Source organism: Candidatus Saccharibacteria bacterium oral taxon 488 (assembly GCA_010202465.1).
Classification (GTDB): domain Bacteria; phylum Patescibacteriota; class Saccharimonadia; order Saccharimonadales; family Saccharimonadaceae; genus Nanosynbacter.
In genome coordinates this window covers 292,192-305,591 of the sequence record CP047919.1, presented here as the reverse complement: position 1 = coordinate 305,591, position 13,400 = coordinate 292,192, and the positions used below count along the sequence as shown (strand labels likewise).

The following is a 13,400-nucleotide window of genomic DNA, read 5'->3' as shown; positions in this document are numbered from 1 at the left end:
ATAATTATAAGCCTATATACTGTGTTGAGCAACTCCAGGTATGAGATGCTCACTATACACACTAGCAAAATATTTTATATAATATACTCATGCGCCTCCTCATCATTGAAGACGAACCAAAGATCGCCCGGATTATCGCCGAGGCCTTACGGCGTGAGCATCACGCCGTGGACGTGACACATGACGGAGATGAGGGGCTGAATATGGCGATGAGCGAGCCGTATGACCTACTAGTCGTTGATCGGATGCTACCGGGACGGAGCGGCACGGACATCGTGCAGGATTTACGCGGGCAGGGCAAGGATATGCCGATTCTGCTATTGACAGCACTGGGGACGACCGAGGACAAGACGTTTGGCCTAGACAGCGGCGCTGATGATTATCTCGTCAAGCCCTTCGCCATCGCCGAACTCACCGCCCGCGTGCGAGCGCTCCTCAGGCGCCCGCCAATTCAGCAACCGGACACGCTCCGGATCGCTGATCTCGTAATTGACCAGACAACACAATCCGTCACTCGTGCCGGCACCTCGATCGACCTGACCAGCAAGGAGTACGCGCTCCTTGAATACCTGGCGCGCCACCCCGGCCAGACGCTTAGCAAGGATAAATTGATCGCCCATGTATGGGATTTTGATGCCGATATTTTACCCAACAACGTTGAGGCCTACATCAAGCAGCTGCGCAAGAAAATAGACAAGCCATTTCGTCGGCCGCTGATTCACACCGTGCGCGGCTTTGGTTATAAATTGGAGGCTGGCGAGTGAAATTATTTTTCTCAGCAACGCTCAAGCTCGCCGGCTGGTACTTGCTCATTTTGATGACCGTCAGCTTGCTATTTAGTGGTATTATCTTTCAGGTCGCCAGCTCCGAGCTCGACGTCCAGCTAAGCAACTGGAGTAAGCACCACAAAACCAACAACCATATCGAAACGACCATTATCCGCGACCATCCGTCAATCTCGACCACCAACCTGTTGATCAGCCTCGGCTATCTCAACCTCATCGTACTGCTCGGCGGCGGTGTGTGTGCCTATATACTGGCCCGGCGGACGCTTGAGCCGATCGAGGCAGCACATGACGCCCAGTCGCGCTTTACTGCCAACGCCAGCCATCAGCTGCGCACACCACTGGCTGTCATCAAGGCTGAGGCCGAGCTGGCATTGTCCGACCGACGCACCAGCAAAGCATCACTCCGCCAGACGCTCCAAAGTACGCTCGAAGAGACCGACCGTTTGACGCAACTGACCGAGACGCTGCTCAAATTGTCGTCTGCCAATCGACAATTAGAAACCACCACCGAAACTTTTGACATCACCGACCTCACCAAAAAGCTGATCACTGAACGCAAAGCCGATGCGCGCACCACGCTCACCACCGACGAGGCCATCACTCTGACTAGCCACCGTCTCATCGTCCGCGAACTCATCGCCATCATCCTCGACAATGCCCTGCGCCACAGCCCGCGTAAATCTCGCGTCCAGGTTGACATCAAGGCTGCCCATCACCGCATCACCGTCTGCCTGACGAATGATGGCCAAATCGCGGCGCGCGACTTACCGCATATTTTTGAGCGATTTTTCTCTGGCGATCAGCGAACTGGTGGCTACGGTCTCGGTCTCAGCCTCGCCAAGCAACTGGCTGGTGCCCTCGGCGGCCAACTCACCGCCGCCAGCCGCAAGGGCACGACAACGTTCACCATTTCGCTACCAAAAACTCTGTAATTCACCCCTGGTGGCGTGACTTTTTTTGACATTTTTACAATTTTTCAGCTAATTTTCAGAATGCCATGGTGTAATAAGTTACGGTGAGGTGAGCTTCACCGGAAAGGGTAAGAATGAATACGACAACATATCTCAGTAAAAAAGGCTTCAAAGAATTACACAAGCAGATCAACGAACTCGAAATCCGCGAAAAAGCACTCTCAGCTGAACTGCGTGACATCGGCCGCGCCAAGTCTCGCGACGACAAACTCCGCCGCAGTGACATTATTATGAATCTCGAAAACGTCCATGGCAAGCTCGCCGAGAAACGCACTGCGCTCAAGACCGCCAAACCACTGCCGCGTAAGCGCGATCGGCTACGCATCGCCATTGGTTCGGTAGTTGATCTCATTGATCAGCAGGGTCAGCTCTTTCGCTACACACTCGTTGACAGCCTTGAGGCTGATCCGTCTGACGGCCGCATCTCGGTCGACAGCCCCCTCGGACAGAGCCTCCTCAACCGCCATGCCACCGAAACCATCTCTCTCGGTCTCGGTCGCACCACTCGGCGCCTGCAAGTGGTCGGCGTCCGCTAAGTACAACCCAAGCGTCCCAATTTGACGCTGACCACGCGCCCCCTGCCGCTCGTTTACCACGGGCGGCACTTTCGGTATACTACTTATATGACATCAACGATTCTTATTGTTGAAGACGAACCTACTCTGCGCATTGGCACCGAGCAGTTCCTTCGCCAGCGCGGCTTTGCGGTGGTGACGGCGACCAGTAGCGAGGAGGCTCTCAAAAAATGTTCTGAGGCGGATGTGATTATACTCGACATTATGTTGCCGGGGATGAGCGGTATCGAGACACTGCACCAAATTCGCCAGACCAGCGATGTGCCGGTGTTGATGCTGACGGCATTGCATGATGAGTCGACGCAGATTGCTAGTTTTGACGAGCTGGCGGATGATTATATGAGTAAGCCGTTTTCGCTGGTGATTTTAGAAAAGCGAATTAAGGCGCTGCTTCGCCGCCAGCAGTCTGTCAAAAAAACCTTGTGGCGCCACGGTCTGGCTTCGGTGGATTTTATGGCATATCAAGGGTTCTATGATGACAATGACGCACACCTCAAGCCCAAGGAAGTGCAGCTCCTCAAGTTGCTGGTGGATAATCCAAACATGGTCTGGAGCCGGCAGGCTATCATTGATAAATTGTGGCGTGATGATGAGGTGCCGTTCGACCGGGTTATCGATGTCTACATCAAAAACCTGCGCAAGAAATTGCACCTGGACTGCATCATTACGGTGAAGGGAGTGGGCTATCGCTATGAAGAGGCTTAAATTATTTCCCAAAACATTTTTGGTGTCAATCGGCCTATTCACGGCGTTGATCATCCTGGTGCACGCGCTGGTCTACACCTTGATGCCGCAATTTTATTTGCAGCAAAAAGAGCGCGAGGCGGCGGACAATCTCACGGCACTGACGACCAAGCTGAGGGGCAAATCCACCGAGGACATACGTCGGACCAGTCAAGAATTTGCTCAGATGAAAAACGTCAATATCACGCTGACAATCGACGGGTGCGACCAGTATTTTCAAGGTTTTCAGTCGATCAACATCGTGACCGATAGTGGTAAATCGGTTGACACCAGCGTGGTGAAAATTGCTGACGGGCAGACTGTCGATCCGCGCTCGGTGATTTTGCGGCAGGGTAGTGTGACGGATAAACAGGGGCGAGCGATTACGGTCAAACTGCTCGCCGACGTAGCGCCCGTCACCCAGGCCAAACTCGCTACCCTGCACGTATTGCCATATACTATGCTCGGCTCGCTGTTAGTGGCACTGCTATTCTCGTACATCTACAGCCGTTTTGTGACGCGGCCGATTCGTCAGATGGCAGCAGTGACGACGACGATGCAGCAGCTGGAAAAGGGTGCGCGCTACCCGGTAAATAGCAGTGATGAAATTGGCGTGCTAGGGCGAAATATTAATGAGTTATACCAAAATCTATGGCAAACGATTCGCTCGCTGGAGCATGAGAATAAGCGGATCACGCAGCTTGAGAAAGAGAAAATTACATTCCTTCGTGCGGCCTCGCACGAGCTAAAAACGCCGCTGGCAGCCCTCCGGATCATGCTCGAAAACATGCAGCTGAACATTGGCGAGTATAAAGACCGTGATCAGTACCTGGCGAAATCGGTGGCACAGGTTGATCGCTTGGCGGCAATGGTGAATGACGTTTTACGCTCTGGCAGTGTCGCCGAGCAGGCTTTGCGTCAGGAAAAGCGGCTGAGGATTGATAAGATGGTCGCTGAGGTAGTTGAAGATTATGTGTTGCTAGCAAAAACGCGCGGCATGACTTTCACGGTTAACGCCCGTCCGACGACCATTCGCGCCAACCGCGACATGATGCGCCACGTCATCTCGAATCTGGTGTCGAACGCGGTGCGCCACGGTGACGCTGGGAGCGTGATAACGATTACCTCTAACCAGCACGAGCTGGCCATTGAAAACGCTTGCAAACCGCTCACTAAACGACAACTCCAGCACATCTTTGACCCGTTTTATCGCAGTTCTGACGGTGCGAAGCAACATGCCGATAGCAGTGGCATCGGCCTCTACACCGTGAAAATGCTGCTCGACACTAAGGGGCTGGATTATGAGTTTGCGCCGCATGGGCAGGGTATGCGGTTTGTGGTGAGATTTGAGTAGGAGGATGTAGTGGACAGAGAGCTAGAGAAAATGAGTTTGAAAGAGTTGTGGCAATTATTCCCCATATTTCTTGTAGAACACAATAGAGAATGGGCACGCTGGTATGATGAGGAAGTGAAAGCCATCTCCTCATTGGTGCCAGAAAAATACATAACACAAATATCTCACATTGGTAGCACGGCCATCCCAAATATACAGGCAAAGAATATAGTAGATATATTGCTTGAAGTCCCGTCGGAAAAAGAATTAGAGCCTGTAAAAAATATTCTTGTTGAAAATAATTGGCTGTGCATGAGTCAGAAAGCAAAACGAATCTCATTGAATAAGGGCTACACCAAACAGGGCTTTGCGAATAAGGTATTTCATCTCCACATTAGGGTGGCGGGAGATAATGATGAGATCTATTTTAGGGATTACCTAATTGAAAATAGTAGCATCGCCAAAGAGTACGAGAAATTAAAGCTGAATCTTTGGAAGGAATTTGAGCATGATAGGGATGGGTATACTGATGCAAAAAGTGATTTCATCAGAAAGTATACTAAGATAGCTAGAAAAAAATACGGGTCTAAGAATAGGTCGCCCTAAATTATGCGTGATTAAAGTCGTCAAACGAACTCTCAGCTCCTGCTTCACATAAAGACCGCGTCGCTAAGCATGTCATACTAAAGTGCTGGCTGTCTGTGTTAAAATCAAACCATGAATGAATTCATCCTAGTAGCAATAAAATTGTTGATTGGCTTTTTCGCGCTGACGATAATCATCAACGTTTCCGGAAAAGGTAATTTGTCGCCATCATCTGCCAGCGATCAAGTGCAGAATTATGTACTGGGCGGTATCATTGGAGGCGTTATTTATAACAATAGCATTCAGATTTTGGATTACATCGGTATTTTGTGCATATGGTGCGCGCTGGTGCTGACATTGAAATGGATAAAACAGTATAACGTGAAAGCAAAGCAGCTGATCGACGGCAGGGCGTTGATAATTATTGATAATGGAAAAATCAACATTGAAAATTGCAAGAAAGTTGGCTTGAGTGCTCATGATGTATCGTTCAAACTGCGGACTCATCATATCTATTCAACGAGAAAAGTGAAAAGAGCCGTGGTGGAGCAAGACGGCGAATTGATCATCACTCACGAAGGGGAAGAGAATCCGAAATTCCCATTGATAACAGACGGGCAGCTGCAAACTGATATTTTGCATGTAATTGGCAGGGATGAGAAATGGCTACTGAAAGAGATGAAAAAGCAGGGGCTGAAGGCGTATGGCGATGTGTTTTTAGGGGAGTATGTGGACGGTAAGTTAAACTTGACGGCTTATTGATGAGCAGGGGACTTACGGTTAACCGCTATTTTGTCTAGCCGCAGCTAAATAATACCGATAATAACTCTTCGGATCTGAAACGAAAAAACCGTCGTCCATGTCGTCATTGTCACGAATGTTGATGGGTTGAGTATTAGCATAAGGCTTGATAATATGGATGAACTCAAACTCATATTCACCAGAAATTTGTTTGAGCTCCTCACTCTGATAAAACGGATCAGGATAGTCTGTCATGACCAGCGCAAGATACTGCCCATCATGAGTAAACAGATGAAACGCTGTATCAGGATAGAGTGGCACAAGCGACGCTAGCTGGCGAATATATGATGCGCCGTCGAGAATTGGGAATGCTTTGTTGACTATTTCTGGAAATAGGATATTGCAGTAGTTGTTCATGTGGTAACTTTGATTATATCAAAAACAGCGGACGGCTTCATGATGTATCTAAGCTGCTAAAGCACCAGCCGTCTGTGCTACAATTAAATCATGAAGATGTTGATACCATAACCCTCGCCGAGCTTCGCCCGATGGCCGAGAGAATGTACGGGACGATGGTCAAGGCGGATGTCGATGTTGCGAAGAAAATTGTGGTGATCGACATGGATATGCATGCTGATGGCGAGGCGTATCTGTTAGAACGTGGATCGCAACAAGCAGATCTATGGGGGATCAACCTACATCCAGATAAGTTTGGCACTGATGACTTTATCGAGTTTGACAGCATGATAAACATCCGACCGCGGCAAAGCAACTCGTCGCGCGATGTGCTCGACCAAGCGATACGTCAGCAAATTATCGATATCATCGCCGGAGTCGTCCGTGAGTGAACATGTCTTTGATCGGCAAAAGTGGCAGAAGAGCCTAACGATATTTGAGCAAATGGGCAACATCGGCTCGGAGGTCGGGCGAGCCTTTGCCGCCCGGCGCCGCGGCGATACGACTGCAATGACCGGTGCTTGGCAGCGCGGATTGGACTTATTAGACGCCACCGCCGAGCAGCTTGCCCGCCAAAAATCACCAAAACTCCGCGAAGTCCTGCGCGCCCGCGAGCTATTCGCCGGCATGGAGGACGAATCGTTGGAGGATTACTTTATGTGGTTTGCAGTGGCAGCGAGGAGAGGGAAGTAAAACAGTAATTAGCACTACTGATCTATTATTCTATCGACCCCCTATGATTTAGATGAACTATGTAAATCTTCTTCTATCCTCTTGCGTAAACCATTGTAAATAGTTGGTTCTTTACCAGCTTCAAGCTCATCAATTAGATCATAAATATAATCATCTATGATAACAAAGTCCGCCCGAGGATCATAAATAGGTTTACCAATAAACTCATGAACTATGCCATAAATACTAGTCAATTGCTTAATATCTCTTTTTTCTATGGCGCTATCTATTAGGAACAATAATTCCTCGGCAACTGATATCTCAATTGGATCATTCATTAATTTTAACCCTCTTTGAAAGTGAGCAGTTTATAGACTTGCTCGGGTCTATTGTGTCACTCCTCTCGATAGGAACCACGATCCGAGACCAGATTACCATAAGCATCGTAGTGATCGTGATGCTTTTTGACACGAAGCTTCTTGTCGCCATAGAAGTCAACGCGGTCGAGATGGTCAGAAGCAATAAGCGCCTCTCCATCCCGCGGACCAAGTCCGAACGACACAGTGACATCATGACCACTACTAGTGCTGCCATAAACTGGCGGTGTCCAGTTACGGTTACCATACGTTTCGCCATCGCCAAACGTACAATCCGGGCCGCCGCGACAGACCGATCGACGATGTACCATGACAGTACCATGTGACAAGATCTGATAACTCAGATCGTCATCAAAGTTGCATCTGTACCAGTCGGTGCCCATAGGTATCTGACTAGGTGTAGTGACAGCGTGCCGTCCATTGGACAGCCTCCTGAGAATGCAGTTGTCACCGCATTCGACATCGCATCTCTCTGAGTAGCTCATAGAGACCTTTCTCAAGTAGAAGGAGCGGCGTTAGGATTATTCCAAAACGCTGATATATATATATATATCAATAATAGGACCCGAGGTCAAGCAATCTTACAAAAATCACCACAAACCATAGTAATTTCCTGCTCACTCACACTAGAATAAAGCTACAACCAATACCTAACCCCCAATAAATCAAGATAGTATCCGTCGCACAACTTTAGCATCGGCTTGTGACCTAAGTCGTATAACTCCATAATAGAAGGTATGAAAATTATCACCAAAAAATCTTACCCCGATTTATTCGAAAAAGTCCTAGCGGGCGAGAAAACGTTTGATATGAGAGTGGCCGATTTTGACATCCAACCCGGCAACATTCTGGAGCAGATTGAGATAAATTATGACGGAACGCCAACCGGCCGCAAAGTCCGTCATGTAGTCGGCGAAGTTTTACGCACGAAAGAAATCGATTTTTGGAAACAAGAAGACATTGATCAATACGGCTATCAAGTGATGTCGCTTGCCGAGCGGGTTGATTAGTGCAATAGCAGACCTACTTCGTGGCAGGTTCCGTCCTAGAAAAAGAAATCAAGAACGCCAAATTTGAAAAAGCTACCGAACTCTTTAACGCTATCACCTCTGGCAACAAAACCTCGAGTCACGACTATATGATGAGAGGCACCTATAAATTACGCATGTATAGCAATAGATAACTTGTATTACTGTATAAGTTATAAGACAATAAACTAATGCACCGATATAAGAAATCGTCAGTCGCTGTGGAGATCCGTAAAGCCAAGACAGGCGATGTTGATTTCGTTTTTCGCCTGATGACAGAAGCGCTTGAACCATTTTACGATGGCGATCATCAAGCTCATGCACAGCGGATTTTTACCGCGCATATCAATGGTAACGTCGATTCTGTCGGGCAGTTTTCACTCGGGCAGTACATGTTTATTGCAGAAGTTGATTATCATCCTGCTGGAATAATTCATCTAGTCATCAAAAAACAGGGGACAGTTAAAATTAGTCCGCTCATCGTTGCTCCAGAATATCGCGGTAAATTTGGCATTGGCAGTAAGTTACTTCGCCATGCTGAGGATTTTGCTCGCAAACACCACGCTCGGCAACTCTACTGTACAGTGGCTGCCCAAAACCAAGCCACGTTCAAGTTTCTATTGCGCAAAGGCTTTCATCTGGCTGGTAGGGCGCAAGATCATTATAAACCTGGTATCGACGAGTGTATGCTGTACAAGCCGCTGAATCAAAGTGCAGCTCCTGATTTGTCAGATATTTCAATCATCCCGTTTGACGAGAAAAAGCACGCTGTAGCGGCGCGCCAACTGATCCTGTCGCGAGTGGGCAGTGACTTTAATGGCGTGGATGATACATGGGTGGATGCGCTATTTGCTAGCTACCAACGACGTGAGAGCCGAGATATCAACGCTAAATATAAGCTCATTTTCATCGCCGAGCAGGATAGAAAGGTCGTTGGCGTTGTTCTTGCAACCCCAAAGAAAGGCCGGCCGATTAAAATCATGCCATTGGTAGCAAAATCAGATGCTGTTTTCGAAGCGCTGGTAGTTAACTTGCCACAACTATTAGCTGATTATGGTCACAAGCTGTACGTCCATATGGTCCCTGAGCCGTGGCAGGTCGCCTGTCTCCAGCGTCACGGCTGGACACTTGAAGGTGTGTTCCCGGGAGGATACGCACCAAACAGTGTCGTTCAACAGTGGGGAATCAGTCTCAACAAGAAAGGAATGCCTATGCGTAAGATGCGCATCAAGAAACCCTACTTTGATGCTATCATGTCGGGTCGCAAGACCTTAGAAGTTCGCATCGGCTACAACAGTATCAAGCGCCTTAAGGAGGGCCAACTATTGCAGCTCGAAAACGGGCATGCATCTGGTGTAGTGCGAATCAAGTCAATTCGAATCTACAGTAAATTCGCCGACATGCTGGCGGCTGAGCCATGGCAGCAGATCGTGCCGCAGGTGAAAAGCCAAGAAGAGGCACTTCGCCTCCTTCACAAGATCTACCCGCCGCATAAGGAACGCCTCGGCGTTCACGTTATCGAGCTCGAGAAGCAGGACAGCAAGTTAGAGAAACTCATCTGAATACTACCCATTTCACATTCCCTTCACACACCCTTGCTACACTGACATAGAACCAAGAAAGGAGATCTATGTCATTTATACAACGTGCCTGGTTGTATATCACCAGGAAAAAACTCAAAACGCTGATTTTGCTGGCGATTTTGCTGTGTATGTCGACGATTATGCTGAGTGGATTTGCCATCAAGCATTCGACCGACGCGGCGGCGCAGTCGCTAGACAAAACGCTCAAGGCCGGCTTTACGCTGGGCAATAATCCGCGCACCAATCCGGGAACCGCTCGCGGTTCGGGAACGGTGTCGAACAAAGATATCGACGCGGTGAAGAATCTGGAGGGCGTGACGGACTATGTCAAACGCCAGAACGCCACGGTCGACTTTATCAATACCAAGCTTGTGCCACTACCAAGCGGTGGCAGCGGCTATGATGCTGAGAAAGACAAGCAGTTTGGCAACGCCGCCACCATCATCGGCGTCAATAAGTCTGAATCCGAGAAGAAGTTCCGGGCCGAATCGCTCAAGCTCATCGCTGGCCGGCACATCACCGAGAACGATTCGCACAAGATTTTGGTGCACGAAGACTTCGCCAAGGCTAATAACCTGAAACTTGGCAGTAAAATTAAGTTAAAGGCCAACCAATACGACACCGACAACGAGCATCCATCCAAGGACGAGGTTGAGGTAGAAATCGTCGGTATATTTAACGGCAAGAACCCAAAGCAGGCGACGTACCAGGTGGAGTTGTTCGAGAATTTGTTCTTGACTGACATCGCGACGACCCGCCAGTTGAATGCGTATACCGAGCAAAATGAGATTTACCAAGATGCCACGTTCTTCACCAAAGGCACCAAGCAGCTGGACGAGGTGATGGCGCGGGCAAATAAACTGCCAGTTAATTGGCAAAAGTACCAGTTGAATAAGAATAGCCAGGAGCTAGCCGGTGTGACTGGTGCAGTCAATGGCGTGTACGGCTTGATCGACGGTATGCTGTGGGCGACGGCACTGGTCAGTGTCGCGGTAATCGGCATGGTGCTGTACTTGTGGATGAACGAGCGCAAGCGCGAAGCGGGCGTACTCTTGGCGACGGGCGTGCCGCAGTCAAAGATTGTGCTGCAATATATCGCTGAGCTAGTGATGATCGCGGTGCTGAGCTTCGGTGCGTCGTACTTTACCGCAGGGCTGATTGCTCAGCAACTGGGTGATCACGTGGTGTCGCAGGCGGCGCAGAATGCCACGCGTCAAGCTGGCAGTTCCCTCAACGGTGCGTCGCTCGGTGCTGACGCTGACTCGGTGACGTCGTCACGCACGTTGGACAAGGTGACGGTTGGTGTGCAACCGACGGATCTATTGGCGGTGTGGGGCGCTGGACTAGCGGTGATTATCATCGCGGTGCTCTTGGCCTCTCGACCGATTACCCAGTCAACGCCAAAAGAATTACTAACCGAAGTGGACTAGGGGCGAATGATGACGATTATCAAACGAGCCTGGACGGCTGTGACGCGTAAGCGGCGTCGCAGCCTGACCATCGCCCTGATCATGACGCTGATTTTCACGCTGCTCATCGGCACGCTGACGGTGCAGCAGGCGATGGCGCAGCTGAAGCAGTCAATTGAACGAAACATCCGCGCTGGCTTTAGTATCGCCAGCAAGCAGCCATCGGGCGAGGTGCCGATGGATATCGCGCAGCGAGTGCAGCACCTGGACAAGGTCAAAGCACACAATTTCCAGGCAGAGACCACTGCGGGACTGCCGGGCAAGCAATTAATCGACACGGCAGGCAGCGGCGTGCAGCTGGACGCTAACGTGGCTGGCGAGGCGAAGGTGACGGGCGCGACAGAAAGCAATCTGCTCGGCGAGTTCACCGGTCGATTTTACCAACTAGAACAGGGTAAGCATCTGGGGGCGAACGATCAGAACGCGGCCCTGATTCACAAAACCTTCGCTGAGAAAAATAATATCAAGCCAGGCGACAAGCTGGACATCACCAAAGACGGCCGGCGGGTGACGGTAACTGTCGCAGGGATCTTCAGCGGCAAAGGCGAAAAGCCAGCGGTCTTACAGTCTGACATGGCAGAGAATCATCTCATCACCAACTTGGCTGCGGCGCAGCAACTGACAGGTAGCCAGCAGTTGACGCGGGCGACGTATTTCGCCGAAAATCCGCATCAGCTGAAGTCGTTAACGGACCGCACTAAAAGCCTACCAAACGTCGATTGGCAGAAATTCAGTCTAACTGACAACGGGGCCGTGTTCGCTGGGGTTCTCCAAAACATCGCTGGCATTCAAAACATTTTGACGATTGCCACCATCGGCGCAGCCGCGGCGGGGCTGGCGGTGCTGTCGCTGGTGCTGGTATTCTGGGTGCGCGGCCGCTTGCATGAAATTGGCATCTTGCTGTCTATCGGCACGTCGAAGCGGCAGATTATCGGGCAATTACTGGCGGAGCTGGCGATCATCGCTCTAGTTAGCTCGGTGTTCGCTATCGCTATCGGTTCGGTCGCCTCATCGCAGATTTCTACTGCCCTGACAGCGCAAACTGACCAAAGCCAGCGCATAGAAAAGACTGCGGTGCAAGCTACGCCAGTAGCGACCTACCTAGAGGCTTTCGCCTTCAGCTACGTAGTCGTTCTGCTATCAGCCATCGCTGCCACCGCGCCAATCATGCGCCAATCACCAAAGCAAATTTTAGCAAAATTAAGTTAGGAGTTATCATGTCATTACTTACTTTACGCGATATCATTTACTCATATGCTGACGGTACCAGCAACGTGCTCAACGGCATCAATTATCAATTTGAAAAAGGCAAATTCTACGCCATCGTCGGTAGTTCTGGGGCTGGTAAGTCGACACTGCTGGGGCTACTAGCCGGGCTGGACACGCCGACTGGCGGGCAGATTTTGTTCGACGACGAAGACATCGCCGAGCAGGGCTATTCGCACCATCGCAAGCATAATATCTCGCTGGTGTTTCAGAATTATAACCTGATCGATTACCTGACACCGCTGGAGAACTTGAAATTGGTTAATTCCAAGGCCACTAACGAAACGCTGCACTCTATGGGCCTGGACGACGATCACATTCACCGTAACGTCATGAAGCTTTCTGGCGGACAGCAACAGCGCGTGGCGATCGGGCGAGCCCTCGTCTCGCATGCACCGATTATCTTGGCGGACGAGCCGACCGGCAACCTGGACGAAACCACCGCCGCTGATATCATTGACATCCTGCGTCGGGTCGCCCACGAAAACGACAAGTGCGTCATCGTCGTCACCCACAGTAAACAGCTGGCCAAGCAGGCGGATGTGGTGTTGAAGCTGAAGGATAAGAAGCTACGGGCATAGCGTCAGGCCTGGTGCGGCCCACGTCACTTACGGTACGTGGAGCAACCGAATCGACTGACGATGATCAACTCATGCAACCCCCATCTCAAGCAAGAGGTGCGCGAGGCAGAAGCCGGAGGCGCACCTTTTTGCCTGTAATTAACTGTTGCAGAATAGCGACCTCAGCTATACCGGGTACAATGACTACCCACTATTTCAAGCTACATCCCGAACCTCAAATTTCCCCCAAACAGCACTTCACGCTATAATAAC

17 protein-coding genes are annotated in these 13,400 nt (G+C 50.1%); 14 read left to right on the top strand and 3 right to left on the bottom strand.

Annotated elements, in window-relative coordinates; all coding sequences use genetic code 11:
* The first annotated feature begins 89 nt into the window (after positions 1-89).
* The 7 genes from GWK76_01605 to GWK76_01575 all read left to right on the top strand — a co-directional run bounded on the left by GWK76_01605 (position 90) and on the right by GWK76_01575 (position 5,737).
* Positions 90-764, top strand: coding sequence for a response regulator (locus GWK76_01605; protein QHU92020.1), 675 nt, complete (start codon positions 90-92; stop codon positions 762-764).
* Positions 761-1,720 carry a hypothetical protein gene (locus tag GWK76_01600; GenBank protein ID QHU92019.1) on the top strand — a complete coding sequence of 320 codons (960 nt, stop codon included), beginning with the start codon at positions 761-763 and terminating at the stop codon, positions 1,718-1,720. Before GWK76_01605 ends, GWK76_01600 begins: the two co-directional genes overlap by 4 nt.
* A 113-nt stretch (positions 1,721-1,833) precedes the next feature.
* On the top strand, positions 1,834-2,295 hold the full coding sequence (locus GWK76_01595; GenBank protein QHU92018.1) for a hypothetical protein: 462 nt from the start codon (positions 1,834-1,836) through the stop codon (positions 2,293-2,295).
* Between the two features lie 87 nt (positions 2,296-2,382).
* Entirely contained in the window at positions 2,383-3,039 is a 657-nt protein-coding gene (locus tag GWK76_01590; GenBank protein ID QHU92017.1) for a response regulator, read from the top strand.
* Entirely contained in the window at positions 3,026-4,411 is a 1,386-nt protein-coding gene (locus GWK76_01585; protein QHU92016.1) for a HAMP domain-containing protein, read from the top strand. The genes GWK76_01590 and GWK76_01585 overlap by 14 nt, the downstream gene beginning before the upstream one ends.
* 9 nt (positions 4,412-4,420) lie before the next feature.
* Positions 4,421-4,996, top strand: a complete 576-nt coding sequence (locus GWK76_01580) for a GrpB family protein (GenBank protein QHU92015.1) — start codon at positions 4,421-4,423, stop codon at positions 4,994-4,996.
* A 111-nt stretch (positions 4,997-5,107) separates the two neighbouring features.
* Positions 5,108-5,737, top strand: coding sequence for a DUF421 domain-containing protein (locus GWK76_01575; GenBank protein QHU92014.1), 630 nt, complete (start codon positions 5,108-5,110; stop codon positions 5,735-5,737).
* Positions 5,738-5,755: 18 nt separating this feature from the next.
* Here GWK76_01575 and GWK76_01570 read toward each other — a convergent pair whose 3' ends face one another.
* Positions 5,756-6,133 (bottom strand): hypothetical protein, encoded by a 378-nt coding sequence (locus tag GWK76_01570; GenBank protein ID QHU92013.1) that lies wholly within the window; start codon positions 6,131-6,133, stop codon positions 5,756-5,758.
* Positions 6,134-6,264: 131 nt separating this feature from the next.
* Between GWK76_01570 and GWK76_01565 the strand changes: the two genes are divergently transcribed.
* Both GWK76_01565 and GWK76_01560 read left to right on the top strand, forming a co-directional pair.
* The gene (locus GWK76_01565; protein QHU92552.1) at positions 6,265-6,564 is read left to right on the top strand and encodes a hypothetical protein; all 300 of its coding nucleotides are present in this window, start codon (positions 6,265-6,267) and stop codon (positions 6,562-6,564) included.
* A complete protein-coding gene (locus GWK76_01560; protein QHU92012.1) occupies positions 6,557-6,865 on the top strand; it encodes a hypothetical protein in 309 nt (102 codons plus the stop codon). The genes GWK76_01565 and GWK76_01560 overlap by 8 nt, the downstream gene beginning before the upstream one ends.
* Before the next feature lie 41 nt (positions 6,866-6,906).
* On the opposite strand, the gene GWK76_01555 is transcribed toward GWK76_01560, so the two are convergent.
* Together GWK76_01555 and GWK76_01550 are read right to left on the bottom strand one after the other, a co-directional pair.
* Positions 6,907-7,182: a hypothetical protein gene (locus tag GWK76_01555; protein QHU92011.1), complete on the bottom strand. Its 276-nt coding sequence runs from the start codon at positions 7,180-7,182 to the stop codon at positions 6,907-6,909.
* Between the two features lie 56 nt (positions 7,183-7,238).
* A complete protein-coding gene (locus tag GWK76_01550) occupies positions 7,239-7,532 on the bottom strand; it encodes a hypothetical protein (protein ID QHU92010.1) in 294 nt (97 codons plus the stop codon).
* A 426-nt stretch (positions 7,533-7,958) separates the two neighbouring features.
* Between GWK76_01550 and GWK76_01545 the strand changes: the two genes are divergently transcribed.
* The 5 genes from GWK76_01545 to GWK76_01525 all read left to right on the top strand — a co-directional run bounded on the left by GWK76_01545 (position 7,959) and on the right by GWK76_01525 (position 13,148).
* The gene (locus GWK76_01545) at positions 7,959-8,231 is read left to right on the top strand and encodes a DUF3850 domain-containing protein (protein QHU92009.1); all 273 of its coding nucleotides are present in this window, start codon (positions 7,959-7,961) and stop codon (positions 8,229-8,231) included.
* A 239-nt stretch (positions 8,232-8,470) separates the two neighbouring features.
* The gene (locus GWK76_01540) at positions 8,471-9,811 is read left to right on the top strand and encodes a GNAT family N-acetyltransferase (protein ID QHU92008.1); all 1,341 of its coding nucleotides are present in this window, start codon (positions 8,471-8,473) and stop codon (positions 9,809-9,811) included.
* 68 nt (positions 9,812-9,879) lie between these two features.
* Positions 9,880-11,262 carry an FtsX-like permease family protein gene (locus tag GWK76_01535; protein QHU92007.1) on the top strand — a complete coding sequence of 461 codons (1,383 nt, stop codon included), beginning with the start codon at positions 9,880-9,882 and terminating at the stop codon, positions 11,260-11,262.
* 6 nt (positions 11,263-11,268) lie between these two features.
* The gene (locus tag GWK76_01530) at positions 11,269-12,510 is read left to right on the top strand and encodes an FtsX-like permease family protein (GenBank protein ID QHU92006.1); all 1,242 of its coding nucleotides are present in this window, start codon (positions 11,269-11,271) and stop codon (positions 12,508-12,510) included.
* 8 nt (positions 12,511-12,518) lie between these two features.
* Positions 12,519-13,148 (top strand): ATP-binding cassette domain-containing protein, encoded by a 630-nt coding sequence (locus tag GWK76_01525; GenBank protein QHU92005.1) that lies wholly within the window; start codon positions 12,519-12,521, stop codon positions 13,146-13,148.
* The last annotated feature ends 252 nt before the right edge of the window (positions 13,149-13,400 follow it).

Coding starts and splice junctions, on each gene's coding strand:
- GWK76_01605 (QHU92020.1), top strand. CDS start 90: ATGCGCCTCCTCATCATTGAAGACGAACCAAAGATCGCCCGGATTATC.
- GWK76_01595 (QHU92018.1), top strand. CDS start 1,834: ATGAATACGACAACATATCTCAGTAAAAAAGGCTTCAAAGAATTACAC.
- GWK76_01590 (QHU92017.1), top strand. CDS start 2,383: ATGACATCAACGATTCTTATTGTTGAAGACGAACCTACTCTGCGCATT.
- GWK76_01585 (QHU92016.1), top strand. CDS start 3,026: ATGAAGAGGCTTAAATTATTTCCCAAAACATTTTTGGTGTCAATCGGC.
- GWK76_01575 (QHU92014.1), top strand. CDS start 5,108: ATGAATGAATTCATCCTAGTAGCAATAAAATTGTTGATTGGCTTTTTC.
- GWK76_01570 (QHU92013.1), bottom strand. CDS start 6,133: ATGAACAACTACTGCAATATCCTATTTCCAGAAATAGTCAACAAAGCA.
- GWK76_01565 (QHU92552.1), top strand. CDS start 6,265: ATGGCCGAGAGAATGTACGGGACGATGGTCAAGGCGGATGTCGATGTT.
- GWK76_01555 (QHU92011.1), bottom strand. CDS start 7,182: ATGAATGATCCAATTGAGATATCAGTTGCCGAGGAATTATTGTTCCTA.
- GWK76_01550 (QHU92010.1), bottom strand. CDS start 7,532: ATGGTACATCGTCGATCGGTCTGTCGCGGCGGCCCGGATTGTACGTTT.
- GWK76_01545 (QHU92009.1), top strand. CDS start 7,959: ATGAAAATTATCACCAAAAAATCTTACCCCGATTTATTCGAAAAAGTC.
- GWK76_01535 (QHU92007.1), top strand. CDS start 9,880: ATGTCATTTATACAACGTGCCTGGTTGTATATCACCAGGAAAAAACTC.
- GWK76_01530 (QHU92006.1), top strand. CDS start 11,269: ATGATGACGATTATCAAACGAGCCTGGACGGCTGTGACGCGTAAGCGG.
- GWK76_01525 (QHU92005.1), top strand. CDS start 12,519: ATGTCATTACTTACTTTACGCGATATCATTTACTCATATGCTGACGGT.